At 62.9% G+C, this 18,429-nt stretch carries 20 protein-coding genes and 1 pseudogene; 11 read left to right on the forward strand and 10 right to left on the reverse strand.

The window, feature by feature from the left end; translation table 11 throughout:
* The first annotated feature begins 6 nt into the window (after positions 1–6).
* The 5 genes from FJ941_RS09090 to FJ941_RS09110 are packed head-to-tail and all read left to right on the forward strand — an operon-like array spanning position 7 to position 5,146.
* Positions 7–528: a hypothetical protein gene (locus FJ941_RS09090; RefSeq protein WP_181166045.1), complete on the forward strand. Its 522-nt coding sequence runs from the start codon at positions 7–9 to the stop codon at positions 526–528.
* Between the two features lie 28 nt (positions 529–556).
* A complete protein-coding gene (locus FJ941_RS09095; protein WP_140504905.1) occupies positions 557–2,443 on the forward strand; it encodes an ABC transporter ATP-binding protein in 1,887 nt (628 codons plus the stop codon).
* Between the two features lie 10 nt (positions 2,444–2,453).
* On the forward strand, positions 2,454–4,337 hold the full coding sequence (locus tag FJ941_RS09100; RefSeq protein ID WP_140504907.1) for an ABC transporter ATP-binding protein: 1,884 nt from the start codon (positions 2,454–2,456) through the stop codon (positions 4,335–4,337).
* A gap of 4 nt (positions 4,338–4,341) precedes the next feature.
* Complete coding sequence (locus tag FJ941_RS09105) at positions 4,342–4,833, forward strand: GNAT family N-acetyltransferase (protein ID WP_140504908.1); 492 nt, start codon at positions 4,342–4,344, stop codon at positions 4,831–4,833.
* A gap of 1 nt (position 4,834) precedes the next feature.
* Positions 4,835–5,146, forward strand: coding sequence for a DUF6665 family protein (locus FJ941_RS09110; RefSeq protein ID WP_140504910.1), 312 nt, complete (start codon positions 4,835–4,837; stop codon positions 5,144–5,146).
* Here the strand turns inward: FJ941_RS09110 and FJ941_RS09115 are convergent.
* Together FJ941_RS09115 and FJ941_RS09120 are read right to left on the reverse strand one after the other, a co-directional pair.
* Positions 5,127–6,011 carry an alpha/beta hydrolase gene (locus FJ941_RS09115; RefSeq protein WP_140504912.1) on the reverse strand — a complete coding sequence of 295 codons (885 nt, stop codon included), beginning with the start codon at positions 6,009–6,011 and terminating at the stop codon, positions 5,127–5,129. The two genes, FJ941_RS09110 and FJ941_RS09115, sit on opposite strands and share 20 nt — an antisense overlap.
* 83 nt (positions 6,012–6,094) lie before the next feature.
* On the reverse strand, positions 6,095–6,439 hold the full coding sequence (locus tag FJ941_RS09120; RefSeq protein WP_140504914.1) for a cupin domain-containing protein: 345 nt from the start codon (positions 6,437–6,439) through the stop codon (positions 6,095–6,097).
* 313 nt (positions 6,440–6,752) lie between these two features.
* Between FJ941_RS09120 and petA the strand changes: the two genes are divergently transcribed.
* From petA to FJ941_RS09145, 5 genes are all read left to right on the forward strand, one after another.
* Entirely contained in the window at positions 6,753–7,313 is a 561-nt protein-coding gene (gene petA, locus FJ941_RS09125) for a ubiquinol-cytochrome c reductase iron-sulfur subunit (RefSeq protein ID WP_015316073.1), read from the forward strand.
* A 16-nt stretch (positions 7,314–7,329) separates the two neighbouring features.
* Positions 7,330–8,631 carry a cytochrome b N-terminal domain-containing protein gene (locus tag FJ941_RS09130; RefSeq protein ID WP_140504915.1) on the forward strand — a complete coding sequence of 434 codons (1,302 nt, stop codon included), beginning with the start codon at positions 7,330–7,332 and terminating at the stop codon, positions 8,629–8,631.
* A gap of 27 nt (positions 8,632–8,658) precedes the next feature.
* On the forward strand, positions 8,659–9,531 hold the full coding sequence (locus FJ941_RS09135) for a cytochrome c1 (RefSeq protein WP_140504917.1): 873 nt from the start codon (positions 8,659–8,661) through the stop codon (positions 9,529–9,531).
* A 148-nt stretch (positions 9,532–9,679) separates the two neighbouring features.
* Entirely contained in the window at positions 9,680–10,375 is a 696-nt protein-coding gene (locus tag FJ941_RS09140; RefSeq protein ID WP_140504919.1) for a phosphatase PAP2 family protein, read from the forward strand.
* A 227-nt stretch (positions 10,376–10,602) separates the two neighbouring features.
* Complete coding sequence (locus FJ941_RS09145) at positions 10,603–11,148, forward strand: adenine phosphoribosyltransferase (protein WP_027143364.1); 546 nt, start codon at positions 10,603–10,605, stop codon at positions 11,146–11,148.
* Between the two features lie 51 nt (positions 11,149–11,199).
* Here the strand turns inward: FJ941_RS09145 and FJ941_RS09150 are convergent, their stop codons facing one another.
* From FJ941_RS09150 to FJ941_RS09180, 7 genes and pseudogenes are all read right to left on the reverse strand, one after another.
* Positions 11,200–11,658 carry a MaoC family dehydratase gene (locus FJ941_RS09150; protein WP_140504920.1) on the reverse strand — a complete coding sequence of 153 codons (459 nt, stop codon included), beginning with the start codon at positions 11,656–11,658 and terminating at the stop codon, positions 11,200–11,202.
* Entirely contained in the window at positions 11,655–12,125 is a 471-nt protein-coding gene (locus FJ941_RS09155; protein ID WP_140504922.1) for a MaoC family dehydratase, read from the reverse strand. Before FJ941_RS09155 ends, FJ941_RS09150 begins: the two co-directional genes overlap by 4 nt.
* Before the next feature lie 200 nt (positions 12,126–12,325).
* A pseudogene (locus FJ941_RS09160) lies at positions 12,326–12,696 on the reverse strand (helix-turn-helix transcriptional regulator).
* 87 nt (positions 12,697–12,783) lie between these two features.
* Positions 12,784–13,887, reverse strand: coding sequence for a redox-regulated ATPase YchF (gene ychF, locus FJ941_RS09165; RefSeq protein ID WP_140504923.1), 1,104 nt, complete (start codon positions 13,885–13,887; stop codon positions 12,784–12,786).
* 98 nt (positions 13,888–13,985) lie between these two features.
* Positions 13,986–14,726 (reverse strand): aminoacyl-tRNA hydrolase, encoded by a 741-nt coding sequence (gene pth, locus FJ941_RS09170; protein ID WP_140504925.1) that lies wholly within the window; start codon positions 14,724–14,726, stop codon positions 13,986–13,988.
* 24 nt (positions 14,727–14,750) lie between these two features.
* Positions 14,751–15,392, reverse strand: coding sequence for a 50S ribosomal protein L25/general stress protein Ctc (locus FJ941_RS09175; protein ID WP_027143359.1), 642 nt, complete (start codon positions 15,390–15,392; stop codon positions 14,751–14,753).
* A 237-nt stretch (positions 15,393–15,629) separates the two neighbouring features.
* On the reverse strand, positions 15,630–16,058 hold the full coding sequence (locus FJ941_RS09180) for a MarR family transcriptional regulator (protein WP_140504926.1): 429 nt from the start codon (positions 16,056–16,058) through the stop codon (positions 15,630–15,632).
* A gap of 152 nt (positions 16,059–16,210) precedes the next feature.
* Here FJ941_RS09180 and FJ941_RS09185 point away from each other — a divergent pair, with 152 nt between their 5' ends.
* A complete protein-coding gene (locus FJ941_RS09185) occupies positions 16,211–17,068 on the forward strand; it encodes an alpha/beta hydrolase (RefSeq protein WP_140504928.1) in 858 nt (285 codons plus the stop codon).
* Positions 17,069–17,141: 73 nt separating this feature from the next.
* Here the strand turns inward: FJ941_RS09185 and FJ941_RS09190 are convergent, their stop codons facing one another.
* Complete coding sequence (locus FJ941_RS09190) at positions 17,142–18,383, reverse strand: MFS transporter (protein WP_181166047.1); 1,242 nt, start codon at positions 18,381–18,383, stop codon at positions 17,142–17,144.
* Positions 18,384–18,429 lie beyond the last annotated feature (46 nt).

An 18,429-nucleotide genomic window follows, 5' to 3' on the forward strand; every position in this document is an offset into this window, starting at 1 on the left:
CCTGCGATGTTTTTTAAGCTGCCGAAGGGGCCGATGGCCCCGTCCCAACGCGTCCCGACTGATCCGCCGCCGATCCCGCGGCACGATGTCGATCATCCTTTTCATCTCTATTTTCACACGGAGGACGGACCGATGTTCGATCCCTACAGAATACCGGGCTCGAGGAGCCTGCATGTCCACCGGCTGCCGACCTGGGCGCTGCTGATCGGCGACACCTATTCGTCGGCGGTTCATGCCGAAGTGCGCAGGCGTCCGCATCGCGGCATGCTGCCGGATGTCGATTTCTCGCACGCGGTTCCCGATCCGAGCCGGCCGTCGCTGGTGCGCCGGATCGTCCGGCTGATCCGGCCGGGCGCGAAGAACCGGACTGGTGGCGCCGTGTCGTCAGGATCGACAAAGGTGCCTGTCGGCGAAAAGCCGGCGAACCCCTATATAGCGCGAAGCAGGGCCGACGCTCCGGATGATTCCGGAGCGTCGGCCCTCGACGCCATGCGGTCCGAGGACTTTGTACGTCGCCAAGCCGCGTAAGCGGAAAACAGATTTTAAGGCGTATCCTATGTTTTTGTTTAGCTGGTTTGAAAGAAGGCTCGATCCGTTCCCGGCCGCGGAACCGGTCGAGCCGCCCAAGACGCTGGTTGCCTTCTGCCTGCATTATACGCGCGGGGCATGGCCCTATATCCTTGTCGATGCGGTGCTGGTGGCGGCCATCGCCATCGCGGAAGTGTGGATGTTCGGCTTCCTCGGCCGCATCGTCGACTGGCTATCGGGGCAGAACCGCGAGACTTTCCTGCAGACGGAGGGCTGGAAGCTCGCCGGCATGGCCTTCATCGTCTTGTTTGCGCTGCCCGGCACGGTTTGGCTGCATTCGCTGCTCAACCAGCAGACGCTGATGGGCAACTATCCCATGCGCATCCGTTGGCAGGTGCATCGTTACCTGCTCAAGCAATCGATGAGCTTCTATCAGGACGAATTCGCCGGCCGCATCGCCACCAAGCTGATGCAGACCGCGCTCGCCGTGCGCGAATGCGTCATCAAGGTGATCGACGTCCTGAACTACGTCATCGTCTATTTCCTCGGCATGCTGTTGATCGTCGGTTCGGCCGACTGGCGGCTGGCGGCGCCGCTCGGCGTCTGGCTGGTCGGCTACATCCTGTTGCTGCGCTTTTTCATCCCGCGCCTGGGCAAGGTCGGCGAGGAGCAGGCCAATGCGCGCTCGACCATGACCGGCCGCGTCGTCGACAGCTACACCAACATCCAGACGGTCAAGCTGTTTTCCCATTCGCGCCGCGAGGCCGCCTTCGCCAGGGAAGGCATGATGGGCTTCCTCGACACGGTCTACCGGTCGATGCGGCTGGTGACGGTGCTGTTCGGCTCGCTCTACATACTGAACGCGCTGCTGCTGTTCTCGGTCACCGCCATCTCGCTGTGGCTGTGGATGGGGCAAGCGGTGACGATTGGCGCGGTTGCAGTGGTCATCGGCCTGGTGCTCCGGATGTGGGGCATGTCGCAGTGGATCATGTGGGAAATGTCGGGCCTGTTCGAGAATATCGGCACGGTGCAGGACGGCATTGCCTCCATCTCGCTGCCGCGCCTCGTAGAGGACAGGCCGGATGCCAAGGAGATCAGCGTTTCCAAAGGCGATATCCGCTTCGAGGACATCCGCTTCCACTACGGCAAGCAGAAGGGCGTCATCGAAAACCTGTCGCTGACGGTGAAGCCGGGCGAAAAGGTCGGCATTGTCGGACGCTCGGGCGCCGGCAAGTCGACGCTGGTCAATCTCCTCTTGCGCTTCTACGATCTGGAGTCCGGCCGGATCCTGATCGACGGCCAGGAGATCGCCGGCGTGAAGCAGGATTCGCTGCGCGCCCAGATCGGCATGGTCACACAGGATACCTCGCTGCTGCATCGTTCGGTGCGCGAGAATATCCTTTATGGCCGGCCCGATGCCAGCGACGACATGCTTGTCGAGGCGGCGCGGCGGGCAGAGGCGCTGGATTTCATATCGGCGCTTTCGGACCATAGCGGCCGCCAGGGCTTCGATGCCTATGTCGGCGACCGCGGCGTCAAACTGTCCGGCGGCCAGCGGCAACGCATCGCCATTGCTCGCGTTATGTTGAAGGACGCGCCCATACTTATCCTTGACGAGGCGACGTCGGCGCTCGATTCCGAGGCGGAAGCCGCCATCCAGGAGAATCTCTACAGGCTTATGCAGGGCAAGACCGTCATCGCCATCGCGCACCGGCTGTCGACCATCGCGGCGATGGACAGGCTCGTCGTGATGGACCAGGGCCGCGTCATCGAGGAGGGTTCGCACGAGGAACTGGTCGCCAGAGGCGGGCTCTACGCGCAGCTCTGGCAGCGCCAGTCGGGTGGATTCCTGCTCGAAGACGGCCCGCTCGACGCCGCCAACGACGCAGTTGTAAAGGGGCAAGCCGCAGAATGATGGCCGCCGCATGATGACAGCCGTCTACCGCTGGTTCGAGACCTGGGTCTACCCGTTCAGAGAGCCGGCGAATCTTCGGCCACCGGCCAGCGTCGCCGGCTTCCTCCGGCACTATGTCGGGCAGGCGAAGTTCGCCTTCTTCGCCATGCTGGTCATCGGCGGCATCGCGCCGCTGGTCGAGGCCGGCCTGTTCTATTTCGTCGGACGGCTGGTCGATATTCTCGACCAGTTGCCCGGCGAGCGGAGCTGGCACGCGCTGTGGACCGCCGCCGGCCCCGAACTTATGTTCATGGTCGCGGTGGTGCTGGTCATCCGCACCGTGGTCGTCGGACTGTCGGCGCTGGTCGACGAACAGACGATCACGCCCGGCTTCTACAATCTGGTGCGCTGGCAGGCGCACCGGCACGTATCGCGCCAGTCCTATGCCTTCTTCCAGAACGATTTCGCCGGCCGGATCGCGACGAAAGTCTGGCAGGCCGGGCAGGCGACCGGCGACCTGATGGAAAGCTTCATCGAGGTCGTCTGGTTCATGATCGTCTATACGGTGACGACGCTGGCGCTGGTCGCGGGGCTCGACCTCAGGCTCGCGGTGCTGGTGATGATCTGGATCACCGCCTTCGGATTTCTGGCCAAGCTCTATCTGCCGGCTATCCGCAAGCACGCCGAAGCGACGGCCGAGGCGGGCTCGATGATCAATGGCCGCATCGTCGATTCCTATTCCAATGTACAGACACTGAAACTGTTCGCGGCCGACGGAGACGACCGCTACATCAGGAACGGCTTCGACATCTATCTCGACGCATTGCGTCCCTTCACCCGCCGGTTGACTGGCGTGCGCATGGCGTTGACGACGCTGTCGGGCATCATGATCACGGCGATCGGCTGCTTTGCCGTCTATCTGTGGATCGAGGGCTCGATCACCGTCGGCGCCGTCGCCTTCACGCTGTCGCTGGTGCTGCGCCTCAACATGCTGCTCGGACGGCTGATGATGCAGATGAACGGTATCTTGCGAAACCTTGGCGTGCTGGAGAACTCCAAGGCGCTGATCTCGCAGCCGCTCGGCCTGACCGATGCACCGGGCGCGAAAGAGCTGGTGGTGACGGGCGGACGCATCGACGTGAAGAATGTCGAATTCCACTACGGCAACGGGTTTGGCGTGCTGAACGGCATCGACCTTGTCGTCAAGCCGGGCGAGAAGGTCGGGCTGGTCGGGCCATCGGGCGCCGGCAAGACGACGCTGGCCAACCTGATCCTGCGCCTCTACGATCTCGAAAGCGGCCGGATCACTATCGACGGACAGGACGTCTCCGGTGTGACGCAGAATTCGCTGCGCGCCAATATCGGCGTCGTCAGCCAGGACACCGCTCTGTTCCATCGGTCGCTGCGCGACAACATCAAGCTCGGCATGCCCGATGCGACCGACGCGCAGGTGATCGCGGCGGCCAGGAAGGCCGAGGCCCATGAATTCATCCTGACCTTGCGCGACAACAGGGATCGCCAGGGCTACGAGGCCTTCGTCGGCGAGCGCGGCGTCAAACTGTCGGGCGGCCAGCGCCAGCGCGTGGCGATCGCCCGCGTCTTCCTCAAGGATGCGCCGATCCTGATTCTCGACGAGGCGACGTCGGCGCTCGATTCCGACATCGAGGCGGCGATCCAGGAGAATCTGACGCGGCTGATGGAGAACAAGACCGTTATCGCCATCGCGCACCGGCTGTCGACGATCGCGGCACTGGATCGCCTTGTGGTACTCGACGGCGGCCGCATCGTCGAGCAAGGCACGCATGACGAACTGGTGGCGCTCGACGGGCTCTATGCCCGGCTGTGGAAGCGCCAGTCCGGCGGCTTCCTCTATCACGAGGAAAGCGTGCTGGAAGAGACGCGGCCGGCGGAGTAGGCGCATGGTTGGATCGCCAGAGTTCGGCCCAGAGGTCGGCCCAGAGGTCGGCTATGTCCTCAAGCGTTTACGACCAACCGTGGTGGCCTTCGACGCGTTGAAGGAAGAGAGCCGGCTGGAAGGCTATTGGATGCTGGTGCGCCTGGGCGATGGCTGGGCAAGCGGCCGCAACAAGTTCCTGAAGCGGGGCGAGGGACTGTTCGGGATGTGGCATGGCCGGGAACTCGCCGGCGTGTGCGGGCTGAACATCGATCCCTATTTCGAGGGCAGGGACCAGGGCCGGGTCCGGCACCTGTTCGTCAGTGCGCGCCACCGCCGCAACGGCCTTGGCCGCATGCTGGTCGAGACCGTGATCGGCCGGGCCGGCCAATATTTCGCTGTGTTGAACACCCGCGCGCCGCCGGAAGCCTTCGGTTTTTATGAACGGCTTGGTTTTCAGCGCGTGGAAGGCGAAGAATTCGTCACCCACCGCATGGTGCTCGGGAAGGGGAACTGAAATGTCCTTGAGTCCGCCATCTCATCTTGCCGGCGCGTCGGCCGCCGACGCGGCCTTCGACGCGCTTGGCCATGAAATCCTCGCCGAGAAGGCGGCGGCACTCGGTCGCGCGGGGCAGCGCGTGGAAGAAACCTTGGCCCGGCTGCGCGACAATGGCGACGATGAGTTGCGCCCCCGTCTGCTCAAGGAGGCCGCCGCCGCGGTGCATGGCTATTTCATCCAGCGCGAATTGTGCGGCTTTCGCAAGCATGACGCCGTCATCCGCGAATACAACATCCCGAAAGCCGTGCTGGTCAGGCTTGGCGCCATGTAGAGTTGGAGCTTGCCGCGCTGATTTCCCTGTGGAAGCGCGCCAGGCGGGCGGCAAGCGCTTCGGGATTTTCATCGGCAACGAAGTGTCCGCTGCCGGCTATGATGTCGCCCTCGACATTTGAGAGCCCGGCTGCACGCAAGCCATCGACATAGTCGCCGATGTCGCCGGACTCGGCCGCACCCCTCAGATACAGCACCGGAACCGCAATCGGTTTCGCGGGCCGCGCGGCATTGACCTTGGCATCCTCGGGAAAGGCACGATACCAGTCGAACCCCGCCTGGAGGCTTTCCGGCCGTGAATAGGCCTTGGCGTAGATTTCCCTGGCGTCGTCAGGGATCGAGGCTCGATCCTTCGAAAGCACATTGAAGAAGAAGTCGAAATAAGCGCTCTGATGGCCGCTGACCAGCGTTTCCGGCAAGGCCGGGACGGCATGGAAGGCGAAGTGCCAGATCCGCGGATCGCGAATGACCTTCTCCCACGGCGCGATGCCTGGAATGACGACATCCATGATCGCCGCGCCGGAAAGGATGTCCGGATGGTCTCTCAACAAGGCAAACACGATCTGGCCGCCGACATCATGGCCGGCGGCCACGAGCTGGCGTAGTCCGCAAGTCTCTGCGACGCCTCTCATCAGTCTCGCCAGGGTTCTCTTGTCGCCAGCCCCGGGCAGGCCTTGCGAGCCGCCGATGCAGGGCAGGTCAGGGGCGACGACCCGGTAGTCGGCCGCCAACCGGCCGATCACCCGCTCGAAGGCGTAGGAGCTTTGCGGCCATCCGTGCAGCAGGATGAAAGCCGGTGCTTCGGCAGGGCCTGCCTCGCGCGTGGCAATGCTCAGGCCTTCGATTTCGATGGTCGAGGTTTGCATGTCCTGGCCCTGGCGGCTTTCCGGTTGGCTGCCATGCCGTAGATCTAGGCGCCGACCGGGAAGCCGCCAGGGTTATGCAGGAATTACTCCAGCCATTCGGTTATGAAGCTGCCGTTCTCGTGGATGTCGGTCGTTTCCAGCGGACCCGGGCCGAGATTGGAGAATTTGTGCGGCGTGTGCGGCGGCACGATGACGATCTGACCGGCGGTGGCCTCGATTTCCTGGTCGCCGACCGTGAACAAGGCGGTGCCCTGGCGGATGATGAAGATCTCCGCATAGGGATGGGCGTGCAGCCGCGGGCCGCCGCCGACGTCGGGCAGGTAGTTGAAGATCAGGCAGGAGTTCGAGCCGTAGGCGCCGCATTGCAGTTCGCCCTTCCAGTGGTTCGAACGAACAGCCCATTCCTCGCGATCGATGACATGCGCCATGCGGCCAAGGATAGATCACGCCGATGCTCCGTGTCGAGGCGAAGCCAGGCATCGGATTTGCGGTTGTTTCCCGGTTGTTTAGCCGCCTTTCGCCGCGCCTGGCCGTCCCGCCCGGCGACAGGGTATTTCGTCCCCGCGACAATCTGCCCTTGTGCCTTCACCCGTCTGGACAAAAACGGGCTTCACGCATAAACCGAAGTCCAAATGCCGGAGGAATTCGCTAGCCTGTTCGCCATGCGCTGTCGGGTTGGCGTGATTGAGCGGGGACAAGGCTCGGCCACCGGCGCGGAAGAGGCGAAAGGATCAGGCACCCGTGAGCGCAACCGACATCCACGATCCCAACCGTCGAGATTTTCTCTACGTCGCCACCGGCATGGCCGCCGTGGTTGGCGCCGGTGCCGTCGCCTGGCCGTTCATCGACCAGATGCGCCCCGACGCCTCGACACTGGCGCTCGCTTCGGTCGAGGTCGATGTCTCCTCGCTGACGCCTGGCAGCTCGCTGATCGTCAAGTGGCGCGGCAAGCCGGTCGTGGTGCGCAACCGCACCGAGAAGGAAATGAAGGACGGCGAGGCCGTCAGCCTCTCCGATCTCAAAGATCCGATCGCGCGCAACGCCAATTTGCCATCCGATGCGCCGGCAACCGACGCCAACCGCACCACGCCCGGCAAGGAAGCCTGGATGGTGATGGTTCAGGTCTGCACCCATCTGGGCTGTATTCCGCTCGGCCAGGAGGGCGATTTCGGCGGCTGGTTCTGCCCGTGCCATGGCTCGCAATACGACACTGCCGGCCGCATCCGCAAAGGCCCGGCGCCGGAGAACATGGCGATTCCGGTATTCAAGTTCGTTTCCGACACCAAACTCCTTATCGGTTGAGGCAGGGGATATTTCGATGAGCGAGGGACACTCGACCTATACGCCGAAGACCGGTATCGAACGCTGGTTCGACGCCCGCATGCCGCTGCCCAGGATGGTCTATGACAGCTTCATCGCCTATCCGGTGCCGCGCAATCTGAACTATATGTGGACCTTCGGCGGCATCCTGGCGATCATGCTGGTGGCGCAGATCCTGACCGGCATCGTGCTGGCCATGCACTATACGGCCGACACCAATCTCGCCTTCGGTTCGGTCGAGAAGATCATGCGCGACGTGAATTCGGGATGGCTGTTGCGCTACATGCATGCCAACGGCGCCTCGTTCTTCTTCATCGCCGTCTACCTGCACATCTTCCGCGGTCTTTATTATGGCTCCTACAAGGCGCCGCGCGAACTTCTGTGGATCCTCGGCTGCATCATCTACCTCCTGATGATGGCGACCGGCTTCATGGGCTATGTGCTGCCATGGGGGCAGATGAGCTTCTGGGGCGCCACCGTCATCACCGGTTTCTTCAGCGCCATTCCGCTGGTCGGCGACTGGATCCAGCAGCTGCTGCTCGGCGGCTTCGCCGTCGACAATCCGACGCTGAACCGCTTCTTCGCGCTGCATTACCTGCTGCCGTTCATGATCGCCGGCGTCGTGGTGCTGCATGTCTGGGCGCTGCATGTCGTCGGCCAGTCGAACCCGACCGGCATCGAGGTCAAGTCGAAGACCGACACCGTCGCCTTCACCCCCTACGCGACCATCAAGGACGCGTTCGGCATGATCGTGTTCCTGTTCGTCTTCGCCTATTTCGTCTTCTACCTGCCGAACTATCTCGGCCATCCGGACAACTACACGGTCGCCAACCCGTTGAAGACCCCGGCCCATATCGTCCCGGAATGGTACTTCCTGCCGTTCTACGCGATCCTGCGCGCCATCACCTTCAATGTCGGGCCGATCAATTCCAAGCTCGGCGGCGTGCTGTGCATGTTCGGTGCCATCGTCATGCTGTTCCTGGTGCCGTGGCTCGATACTTCCAAGGTGCGCTCGGCGGTCTACCGGCCATGGTACAAACTGTTCTTCTGGCTGTTCGTGGCCGATGCCATCCTGCTGGGCTGGCTGGGCTCGCAGCCGGCGGAAGGCAGCTATGTGTTCATGGCGCAGATGGCGACGCTGTTCTACTTCGCCTTCTTCCTCATCGTCCTGCCGGTTCTTGGCCTGATCGAGACACCGCGCAGGCTGCCGAACTCGATCACCGAGGCGGTGCTCGAAAAGAACAAGGGTGGCAGCGGACATCCGGTGGGCGCCACGGCAGCACCTGAGACCAAGGGCTGAGCGGTAGAGAATCTAAGGGGATTTGGCATGAAGAAGATTCTCACCTCGCTGGCGCTGATCGGCCTTGTGGCCGCCGGCACCGGAGTAGCAGGCACTTGGGCGTTAGCGGCTGAAGAAGCGCACAACGCGGCGGCACCGACGCATTTCCCGATCAACGAGCCGAAGGAAATGAGCTGGAGCTTCACCGGCCCGTTTGGCACCTATGACAAGGCGCAGCTGCAGCGCGGCCTGAAGGTCTACAAGGAAGTCTGCTCGGCCTGCCATTCGATGAACCTGGTGGCGTTCCGCACGCTGTCGGACCTCGGCTATAGCGACGCGCAGATCAAGACGCTGTCAGCCGAATACACCATCCACGACGGCCCCAACGATGCCGGCGACATGTTCGACCGTCCCGGCAAGCCATCCGATCATTTCCCGGCGCCGTTCGCCAATGAGGAAGCCGCCGCTGCCTCCAATGGCGGCGCGGCGCCGCCGGATATGTCGCTGCTGGCAAAGGCGCGCGGCGTCGAGCGCGGTTTCCCGCAGTTCGTCTTCGACATCTTCACCCAGTATGATGCCGGTGGTCCCGACTACATCCATTCGCTGCTGACCGGCTATGACCAGACGCCCCCGGCCGGAATGGTCATCCCGGAAGGCACGCACTACAACCCGTATTTCATGTCGGGCGTGTCGCTGAAGATGCCCAAGCCGCTCTCCGACGGCCAGGTGACCTATGACGACGGTTCGCCGCAGACCATCGACCAGTATTCCCGCGACGTGGCTGCCTTCCTGACATGGGCGGCCGAGCCGCACATGGAAGACCGCAAGAAGATGGGCTTCCGCGTGCTGGTGTTCCTGCTTCTGTTCGGCGCCCTGGTCTACATGACCAAGCGCAAAGTATGGGAAGCCGTCGCACATTAGGCGTTGGGCCGTTCAAGGCACGACATGGGGCGCCGCGAGGCGCCCTTTTCTGTTTTTCGGGTGGATTGCACCGCCACGTCTCGGCGGTGTCACATGGCCGTCACCACACATCGCGATCCTGCGGCGCTCTCATCAAAGGATCACGCCCATGAAAAGATACGCATCGCTAGCGGCAGGCCTGCTGCTGCTCGTCGTTGGTTCCACGGCCCGCGCCGAAGACGCAAAGCCCTTCATCACCAACAAGGACGTCGACCTGACGATGATCCTGCCGCCGCCGCCGGCCAATGATTCGGCCGAGACCAAGGCCGAGCTTGGCGAGGTGCTGACCATGCAAGTCACGCGCACACCTGAAATGGAAGCCCGCGCCATCGCCGATGCCGAGGAAAACGTCTGGCGTTTCGCCGACGTCATGGGACCGAATTTCAACAAGGACAAGCTGCCGAAATTCAGCGCCTTCTTCGATCGCGTGGTGGAGACCGAAGGCGCCGTCGTCGATCCGGCGAAGGACGTCTGGAAGCGCCCGCGTCCGCACCAGCTCAGCGATCTCGTGAAGCCGGTGGTGAAGCTGTCGAGCTCCGGTTCCTGGCCGTCGGGCCATGCGACCGTCGGCACGATGATGGGCATCATCCTGGCTGACATGGTTCCGGAGAGGCGTGCCGAGATCATGGCCCGCGCGGCCGAGTTCGCCCATAACCGCATCGTCGGCGGCATCCACTATCCGTCCGACGTCGAGATGGGCAAGATTTCCGGCAGCGTCATCGCCGCGGTCTTGCTCAACCGCGATGACTTCAAGGCCGAGTACGAAGTAGCCAGGGCGGAGCTTCGTTCCGATCTCGGCATGTAAAATTGGCCGATAGCATCTGTTCGAGCGGGGCGCCTTCGGGCGCCCCTTTTCGTGTCGGCCAGGGCCTGCGGCCCAGGGCAAGGAAATCGCCTGGCATCGCTGCCAAATCCTTTGTCGGATGCGCTTGTCTCGATCGTCACATCGCGCTAGCCGTTGTCGGTCGCGCCGGGTTACGATCGGCCCCGCGCCGTTTCGCTTCTGTCAGCTGGATCATCCGGAGCCGCTTCATGAAATCCTCGCTCGAAGACACGCTGCTGGCGTCGATCCGCACCATCCCCGACTATCCCAGGCCCGGCATCCTGTTTCGCGACATCACCACACTGCTCGGCAACGCACGCGCTTTCCGCCGCGCCATCGACGAGCTGGTGCATCCCTATGCCGGGCAGAAGATCGATAAGATCGCCGGCATCGAAGCGCGCGGCTTTATCCTGGGCGGCGCCGTCGCCCACCAGCTCTCGGCCGGCTTCGTACCGATCCGCAAGAAGGGCAAGCTGCCTTATGAGACCGTGCGCGTCGCCTACAGCCTGGAATACGGGCTGGACGAGATGGAAATGCACAAGGACGGCGTCGCGCCCGGCGAGAAGGTGATCCTGGTCGACGATCTGATCGCCACCGGCGGCACGGCGGAAGCGGCGGTCAAGCTGCTGCGCCAGATCGGGGCGGATATTCTCGCCGCCTGCTTTGTCATCGACCTGCCGGATCTGGGCGGGCGCGCCAAGCTCGAGGCGCTCGGCGTGCCGGTGCGGACGCTGATCGGCTTCGAGGGACATTGAGGGGTCGAGTCTCTTCCTTCTCCCCTTGTTGTGGGAGAAGGAAGAGACGCCTCACCCAACCCTCACCAGCACCGCACTTTCGAATTCCAGTACCTTGCCGCCGGTCGAATCGGAGGCCTCGCAGAGCAGCGCCAGCAACCGCCAGCCGGGGCGGGACGCGATGGGGCGGTGGGAAAGGGCCGTGCGCGTGAAGGTGATGGTTTGCCCGGCGTAGACGGGCTTCAGCCATTTCAGGTTCTTGAATCCGGGCGAGGGGCCGAATTCGGGCACCGGGCCGTCCCAGCCTTCGGCGTCCAGGCGGGTCTCCAGGTTCAGCTTCATCCAGGTGGCCGCAGTGTGCCAGCCGGAGGCGCAGAGCCCGCCGAGCACGCTCTTCCTCGCCGCCTCCTCGTCGATATGAAAAATCTGCGGGTCGTATTTGCGGGCGAACGCCTTGATCGCCTCGGGTTCGAATGTGTGCGAACCGAGTGTGACGGTCGTGCCGATGCGGAAGAATTCATCCAGCGTCATGACGCATTCCCCGCGGCATCGCGCGTCAGGAACATGACGGAGTTCTCGAGTTCGAAGACGCTTTCGCCGCGCTGGTTGACGAGTTCGCTGCGCATGGTCACGAAGCCGAGCTGCGGCTTCGACTTCGACAGGCGTCTGGCCAGAACCACGAGGTTGCCCCGCAGCGTATCGCCGGCGAGCACCGGCTTCTTCCATTTGACCTGATCGACGCCGGGCGCGCCCTGACAGGTGGAGTCCAGCAAGAAGGCATCGCACAGCATGCGCATGAACATGGCGCAGGTGTGCCAACCCGAAGCCGAGAGGCCACCGAGGATGCTGGCCTTGCCGGCCTCCTCGTCGAGATGCATCGGCTGGGCGTCGAACTCGCTGGCGAACTCGATGATCTCGGCCGCGCTCACCTGTTTGGTGCCGAGGTCGAACTTGGCCCCTTCGACGAAGTCCTCATAGGCCCATGTCTTTCCGGTCATGGTCTGCAAATCCGGTTGTAGAATGCGCGATCCCCTTGGATCGGAAAATCCGGATGCAGGCCGCGGGCGGTTTGGTCAAGCCCTTTCTGGTGAACCAGCCCGCGTGATCGGGCCCGCCGCGTCGGTCAGAGCCCAGCCGCCGCGCCTCCGATCGATGAGCATGGAGCACGACAGGTCCGGTTTCGTTTTCGCAACGGGCGCTACGCGAGATCGTCAACCGAGACATTGAGGGCGGCGGCGATGCGCTTGATCGTGTCGAAGGTACCGTCGCGGGTGCCCGTCTCAATCTGCGAGAGATAGCCTGCGCTGATCTCTGTCTTTTCAGCGAGGTCGCGAGCCGACATCCCGCGATGCTCGCGCCAGACGCGGACCTTATTCTCGCCGTCCAGGATGCGGTTGACGACGGCGGCCGGGATAAGCTCTTCCTCGCCGGCAGCAATCTTTTGCTTGATCTGATCTAGGTTTGAATGTCGGCCGCGTCCTCCGCCGCTTCAACAAGGCTCTCGTAGTCGGCGAGTGGCAGAATGGCCATACGGTCCCCGTTCGGCGTAATGATGGTGGGCTTGTTCATGTCCTCAGTCCTCGTAGACAGCCCGCGACAACCATGCCGCAGGGATGGTGCTATCCAGCCGAAGGGGGCCGCTCTATGACGACCTCCTCACGTGTTGAACTTGAACATCATGACGTCGCCGTCCTGGACGACGTATTCCTTGCCTTCATCGCGTGCCTTGCCGGCTTCCTTGGCCGCCACTTCGCCGCCCAGCGTGACGAAGTCGTTGTAGGCGATGGTCTGGGCGCGGATGAAGCCGCGTTCGAAGTCGGTGTGGATGACGCCAGCGGCCTGTGGGGCCTTGTCGCCCTTGTGGATGGTCCAGGCGCGCGTTTCCTTCGGCCCGGCGGTGAAATAGGTGATCAAATGCAACAGGTCGTAGCCGGCGCGGATGACCTTGTTCAGGCCAGGCTCGTCGAGCCCAAGCGAGGACAGGAACTCCATCTCTTCCTCATCCGAGAGCTGGGCGACTTCGGCCTCGATCGCAGCCGAGATCACCACGGTGCCGGCGCCCTGCGCGGTGGCCATCTTCTCCACGGCCCTGGTGTGCTCGTTGCCGGTCGCGGCATCGACCTCGGCGACGTTGCAGACATAGAGCACGGGATGCGAGGTCAAGAGGTTCAGGCCCTGCAGGATGCGCAGGTCCTCCGCCGAAATCCCCTTGAGCAGGATGCGGGTCGGCTTGCCGGCCTGCAGCAGCTCGAGTGCCGCCTCCATCATCGGCAATACGGTCGTCGCTTCCTTGTCCTTGCTGCCCGCGCGCTTGCGGATCTGGACGATGCGGCGCTCGATGCTGTCGAGGTCGGCGAGCATCAGCTCGGTCTCGACCGTCTCGGCGTCGGCGACAGGGTCGATGCGGCCCTCGACATGGGTGATGTCGTCATCCTCGAAGCAGCGCAGCACATGCACGATGGCGTCGACCTCGCGGATGTTGGCGAGGAACTGGTTGCCCAGCCCTTCGCCCTTGGAGGCGCCGCGCACCAGGCCGGCAATGTCGACGAAGGAGATGCGCGTCGGGATGATCTCCTTCGATTTGGCGACCTCGGCGATCTTCTGCAGGCGCGGATCGGGCACCGCCACCTCGCCGGTGTTCGGTTCTATGGTGCAGAAGGGATAGTTGGCGGCCTGCGCGGCGGCCGTCCTCGTCAGCGCGTTGAAAAGCGTCGACTTGCCGACATTGGGCAAGCCAACGATGCCGCATTTGAAACCCATTTTGTCCGGTCCTATCGGGAAAAAGCGAAATTTGATGAGGGCTATGGGCGATAGGGGTTAGGAACGTCAAGCCCTGTAAGGCCACATGCGCCTACGCTTCAGTCCTTGTTGCCGAAGAGTTTCTTCAGCATGGCGGCCATCGGGCCGGTCTCGGGCAGTTTGGCGGGCGCCTGCTGGGGGCGGGCCTGGCGGACATGGCTTTGCTGTTTCGGGCTTTGCTGTTTCGGGCTCGACTGCTTCTGCGCCGGCTTTTCCGGTTCGACGCCCGCCTTACCCTGGACGGCAAGGGCGGCCTTGTTCATGAAGCCGGATTCGTCGCCCTTGACGATCATCGCCGCATTGTCGGCGATCGCGTCGAGCAGCGGGTCGAGCCAGTCGCGGTCGGCCTTGGCGAAGTCACCGAGCACATGATGCTGGACCATTTCCTTGACGCCGGGATGGCCGACGCCGATGCGCACGCGCCGATAGGCGTTGCCGACATGGCCGTCGATCGAGCGGATGCCGTTGTGGCCGCCGGCGCCACCGCCGGTCTTGATGCGCAGCTTGCCTTCGGCAAGATCGATCTCGTCATAGAAGACGGTGAGGGCGGAAAGGTCGAGCTTGTAGAAGCGCAGCGCTTCGCCGACGGACTGGCCGGACAGGTTCATGAAGGTCTGCGGCTTGATCAGGATGATCTTTTCGCCGCCGAGCGTGCCTTCGGAAATCAGGCCCTGGAACTTCTTCGACCAGGGCGAAAAGGAATGGCGGCGGGCGATAGCGTCCGCCGCCATGAAGCCGACATTGTGCCGGTTTTCAGCGTATTTCGCGCCCGGATTGCCGAGGCCTGCAAAGACAAGCATCGTCGCCTCCGGGCGTGAAAAGAGTTACTTCTCTTCGGCGGCGGGAGCCGCTTCGGGAGCCGCAACCTCAACCGTCTCTTCCGTCTCCGGCTTCATCGCCGAAGAGCCGGCAACGGTCGCGATGGTGAAGTCGCGGTCGGAGATGACCGGCTTGACGCCGGCCGGCAGCTTGACCGCCGAGATGTGGATCGAATCGCCGATGTCGGCACCGGTGAGATCGACGGTGATGAATTCCGGGATCGCGTTGGCCGGGCAGTGGAACTCGACTTCGTGACGCACGATGTTGAGCACGCCGCCGCGCTTGATGCCGGGCGACTTGTCTTCATTGATGAAGTGCACGGGAACATCGACGTTGACTTCGGTGTCCTTGCCGATGCGCAGGAAGTCGACATGGACAGGGAAATCCTTGACCGGGTCGAGCTGGAAGTCCTTCGGCAGGACCTGGATCTTCTTGCCGTCGACATCGATCGTGGCGACCGTGGTCAGGAACCCGCCGCCATGGATCTTGTAGTAGATGTCCTTGTAGGTGAGCGCGATCGCCAGGGGAGGCTGTCTGTCACCGTAGATTACTGCAGGCACTTTACCGTTGCGGCGAACTGCACGGGCGGACCCCTTACCGACCTGTTCGCGCGCTTCGGCCTTGAGCTCGTAAGTATCGTGGCTCATGGCTTTTCCTTTCGCGTGTTATGGAGCGCCTACGGTTGGCGATGTGCCAGGCCGTAAACGTCGAAAGCCGCCAGACCTCGGTGCCCGAATGCCGGAAACCGCAGCGAGCGGATCTTTGTTCGGGATCACAAGGGGAAGGCAGCCTTCCGCCGCGTTGCCTCCAAGGGTGTCTACGCGGGTGGCGGCTCTATAGCGGAAGGCGGGCAGGCGTGCAAGCGGAGGTGGGAAAGGCCGTCGTTAACGGTCGCCGCTCAAGGCATCGCGCAGTGCCTGGACCTGCCGGTTCAGGGCGTCGAGCTCGGCCAACGTCATGCCCGAGCGCTCAACCAGGGTTTCGTTCAGGCAATTGCACTGGACGAGCAGCTTGCGGCCGGCTGATGTCAGGTCGACCTGTACCTGGCGCTCGTCGGTCTGGCTGCGCCGGCGGGTCACCAGGCCGGATTGTTCCATGCGCTTGACCAGCGGCGTGACCGTGCTCGATTCCAGAGCGAGCCTGTGCGCGATCGTGCCGACAGACATCCCGTCAGCCTCGCCCAGCACGTTGAGCACGAGATATTGCGGATAGGTGATGCCCATCTCGTCCAGCATCGGCTTGTAGGTGCGATTGATCGCCATGCTGGTGGCGTAGAGCGTGAAGCACAGCTGATTGTCCAACGGGAGAGGCACGACGCATTCCTTTGCCGATTAAACGCCTAAAATACGTACTGCAAAAAATGATATCGCGATACATATTTTTTGTAGACACGGGGATCGAGCTGCGCTAACGATATCTATATCGCGATATTGTTTATTGCGATACTAATCGAACGGAGATTGAGATGACCTCGCAGACCAAATCAGGCTCAGGCAGCGGCACGATCACCACCAAGGACGGCACGCAGATCTACTACAAGGACTGGGGAACCGGCCAGCCCATCGTCTTCCATCACGGCTGGCCGTTGAGCAGCGACGACTGGGACGCCCAGATGCTGTTCTTCCTGTCACAAGGCTACCGCGTCATCGCCCATGACCGCCGCGGCCATGGCCGGTCGACGCAGACGGATATCGGCAACGAGATGGACACCTATGCCGCCGATGTGGCTGAACTTGTCGCGCATCTCGACCTTAGGGATGCCATCCATGTCGGCCACTCGACCGGCGGCGGCGAGGTGGCGCGCTATGTCGCCCGGTATGGTGCGGGCGGCCGTGTTGCCAAAGCGGCCTTGCTCGGCGCGGTGCCGCCGATCATGCTCAAGACCCCAGCCAATCCCGGCGGCCTGCCGATCGAGGTGTTCGACGGCTTCCGCGCAGGCGTTGCCGCCAACCGCGCGCAGCTTTACGTGGATGTTCCCGCCGGCCCGTTCTACGGCTTCAATCGCCCGGATGCGCAGGTTTCGCAAGGTGTGATCGACAACTGGTACCGCCAGGGCATGATGGGTGGCACCAAGGCGCACTATGACTGCATCAAGGCCTTTTCGGAGACGGACTTTACCGAAGACCTGAAGAAGATCGACGTGCCGGTGCTGGTCATGCATGGCGATGACGACCAGATCGTCCCCATTGCCGACTCGGCGCTGTTGACCATCAAGCTGCTCAAGAAGGGCGAGCTCAAAGTCTACAAGGGCTTTCCGCACGGCATGGCCACGACCCACGCCGAAATCATCAACGCCGACCTGCTGGCCTTCTTCAAGGCCTGAATCCTTCCCGCCTGAATGGCAAAGGCACCCGCCATATGGCGGGTGCCTTTGCCTGGATACAGCTCGGATGATTTTATGCGGCTGCCTGCGCCTTGCGGGCTTCCTTCATGTTGGGCAGGAACACCGTCAGCAATCCCAGGAACGGCAGGTAGGAGCAGATCTGGAAGACGAAATCGATGCCCTTCATGTCGGCGACGACGCCAAGCACGGCGGCCGCGATGCCGCCGACGCCGAAGGCGAAGCCGAAGAAGATGCCGGCGATCGTGCCGACGCGGCCCGGCACCAGTTCCTGCGCGAAGACGACGATGTTGGAGAATGCCGACGACAGGATCAGGCCGATCAGCACGGTCAGCACCATCGTCCATTCCATGTTGGCGTAGGGGAGCGCCAGCGTGAAGGGCAGGACGCCGACGATCGAGAACCAGATCATCGCCTTTTGTCCATAGCGGTCGCCGAACGGACCGCCAAGCAGGATGCCCAGCGCCGAAGAGCCGAGGAAGAGAAACAGCATGACCTGCGACATCTGCACCGAAACGCCGAACTTATGGATGGAGTAGAAGGTGTAGTAGCTGGCCAGGCTGGCGATGTAGGCGTTCTTGGTCAGCACCAGCAAGGTCAGCACCACCAAGGCCCACATCACTTTGCGGCGCGGGAAGGGCGAGACGAAGCTTGCCGTCTTGCGATTGCCTTGCGCGGCGCGCAGACGGCTGTACCAGCCGCCGACCTGCCACAGGATGACGATGCCGATCAGCGAGCCGACGGCGAACCAGGCGATGCTGGTCTGGCCGAAGGGCACGACGATGAAGGCGGCCAGCAATGGGCCCATGGACTGGCCGAAATTGCCGCCGACCTGGAACAGCGACTGCGCCAGGCCAAACCGGCCGCCGGATGCGAAGCGGGCGATGCGCGAGGACTCCGGATGGAAGATCGCCGAGCCGATGCCGATCAGCGAGGCGCCGATCAGGAGGAGGTAGTAGTGCCCGGCATAGGCCAGCACGACCAGGCCGATCAGCGAAGACGCCATGCCCCAGGGCAGCGAATAAGGCATCGGCCGCTTGTCGGTAACCGCGCCGATGATCGGCTGCAGCAGGGATGCCGTCACCTGGAAGGTGAAGGTCAACAGGCCGATCTGCCAGAAGTCGAGGCCGTAATTGTCTTTCAGAAGCGGATAGATGGCCGATAGCAGCGACTGCATGATGTCGTTGATGGAGTGGCAGAGGCTCACCGCCAGGATGACGGTGAAGGCCGTCGCCTGGACTGAAGCGTGACTGGCGGTCGCAGGCGGCGCGACGCTGGTGGCTGTTGTATCGGTCAAGATAGGCTCCGTAGTCTTTTTGGCGGTTTTTCCCGCAGGCGGTGTG

Source organism: Mesorhizobium sp. B2-3-13, assembly GCF_006442195.1.
In the GTDB taxonomy this organism is placed as follows: Bacteria; Pseudomonadota; Alphaproteobacteria; order Rhizobiales; family Rhizobiaceae; genus Mesorhizobium; species Mesorhizobium salmacidum.

What these genes read in the sequence shown, in the direction of transcription:
- FJ941_RS09090 (WP_181166045.1), top strand. Translation starts at nt 7, where the DNA reads ATGTTTTTTAAGCTGCCGAAGGGGCCGATGGCCCCGTCCCAACGCGTC.
- FJ941_RS09095 (WP_140504905.1), top strand. Translation starts at nt 557, where the DNA reads ATGTTTTTGTTTAGCTGGTTTGAAAGAAGGCTCGATCCGTTCCCGGCC.
- FJ941_RS09100 (WP_140504907.1), top strand. Translation starts at nt 2,454, where the DNA reads ATGATGACAGCCGTCTACCGCTGGTTCGAGACCTGGGTCTACCCGTTC.
- FJ941_RS09105 (WP_140504908.1), top strand. Translation starts at nt 4,342, where the DNA reads ATGGTTGGATCGCCAGAGTTCGGCCCAGAGGTCGGCCCAGAGGTCGGC.
- FJ941_RS09110 (WP_140504910.1), top strand. Translation starts at nt 4,835, where the DNA reads ATGTCCTTGAGTCCGCCATCTCATCTTGCCGGCGCGTCGGCCGCCGAC.
- FJ941_RS09115 (WP_140504912.1), bottom strand. Translation starts at nt 6,011, where the DNA reads ATGCAAACCTCGACCATCGAAATCGAAGGCCTGAGCATTGCCACGCGC.
- FJ941_RS09120 (WP_140504914.1), bottom strand. Translation starts at nt 6,439, where the DNA reads ATGGCGCATGTCATCGATCGCGAGGAATGGGCTGTTCGTTCGAACCAC.
- FJ941_RS09130 (WP_140504915.1), top strand. Translation starts at nt 7,330, where the DNA reads ATGAGCGAGGGACACTCGACCTATACGCCGAAGACCGGTATCGAACGC.
- FJ941_RS09135 (WP_140504917.1), top strand. Translation starts at nt 8,659, where the DNA reads ATGAAGAAGATTCTCACCTCGCTGGCGCTGATCGGCCTTGTGGCCGCC.
- FJ941_RS09140 (WP_140504919.1), top strand. Translation starts at nt 9,680, where the DNA reads ATGAAAAGATACGCATCGCTAGCGGCAGGCCTGCTGCTGCTCGTCGTT.
- FJ941_RS09145 (WP_027143364.1), top strand. Translation starts at nt 10,603, where the DNA reads ATGAAATCCTCGCTCGAAGACACGCTGCTGGCGTCGATCCGCACCATC.
- FJ941_RS09150 (WP_140504920.1), bottom strand. Translation starts at nt 11,658, where the DNA reads ATGACGCTGGATGAATTCTTCCGCATCGGCACGACCGTCACACTCGGT.
- FJ941_RS09155 (WP_140504922.1), bottom strand. Translation starts at nt 12,125, where the DNA reads ATGACCGGAAAGACATGGGCCTATGAGGACTTCGTCGAAGGGGCCAAG.
- ychF (WP_140504923.1), bottom strand. Translation starts at nt 13,887, where the DNA reads ATGGGTTTCAAATGCGGCATCGTTGGCTTGCCCAATGTCGGCAAGTCG.
- pth (WP_140504925.1), bottom strand. Translation starts at nt 14,726, where the DNA reads ATGCTTGTCTTTGCAGGCCTCGGCAATCCGGGCGCGAAATACGCTGAA.
- FJ941_RS09175 (WP_027143359.1), bottom strand. Translation starts at nt 15,392, where the DNA reads ATGAGCCACGATACTTACGAGCTCAAGGCCGAAGCGCGCGAACAGGTC.
- FJ941_RS09185 (WP_140504928.1), top strand. Translation starts at nt 16,211, where the DNA reads ATGACCTCGCAGACCAAATCAGGCTCAGGCAGCGGCACGATCACCACC.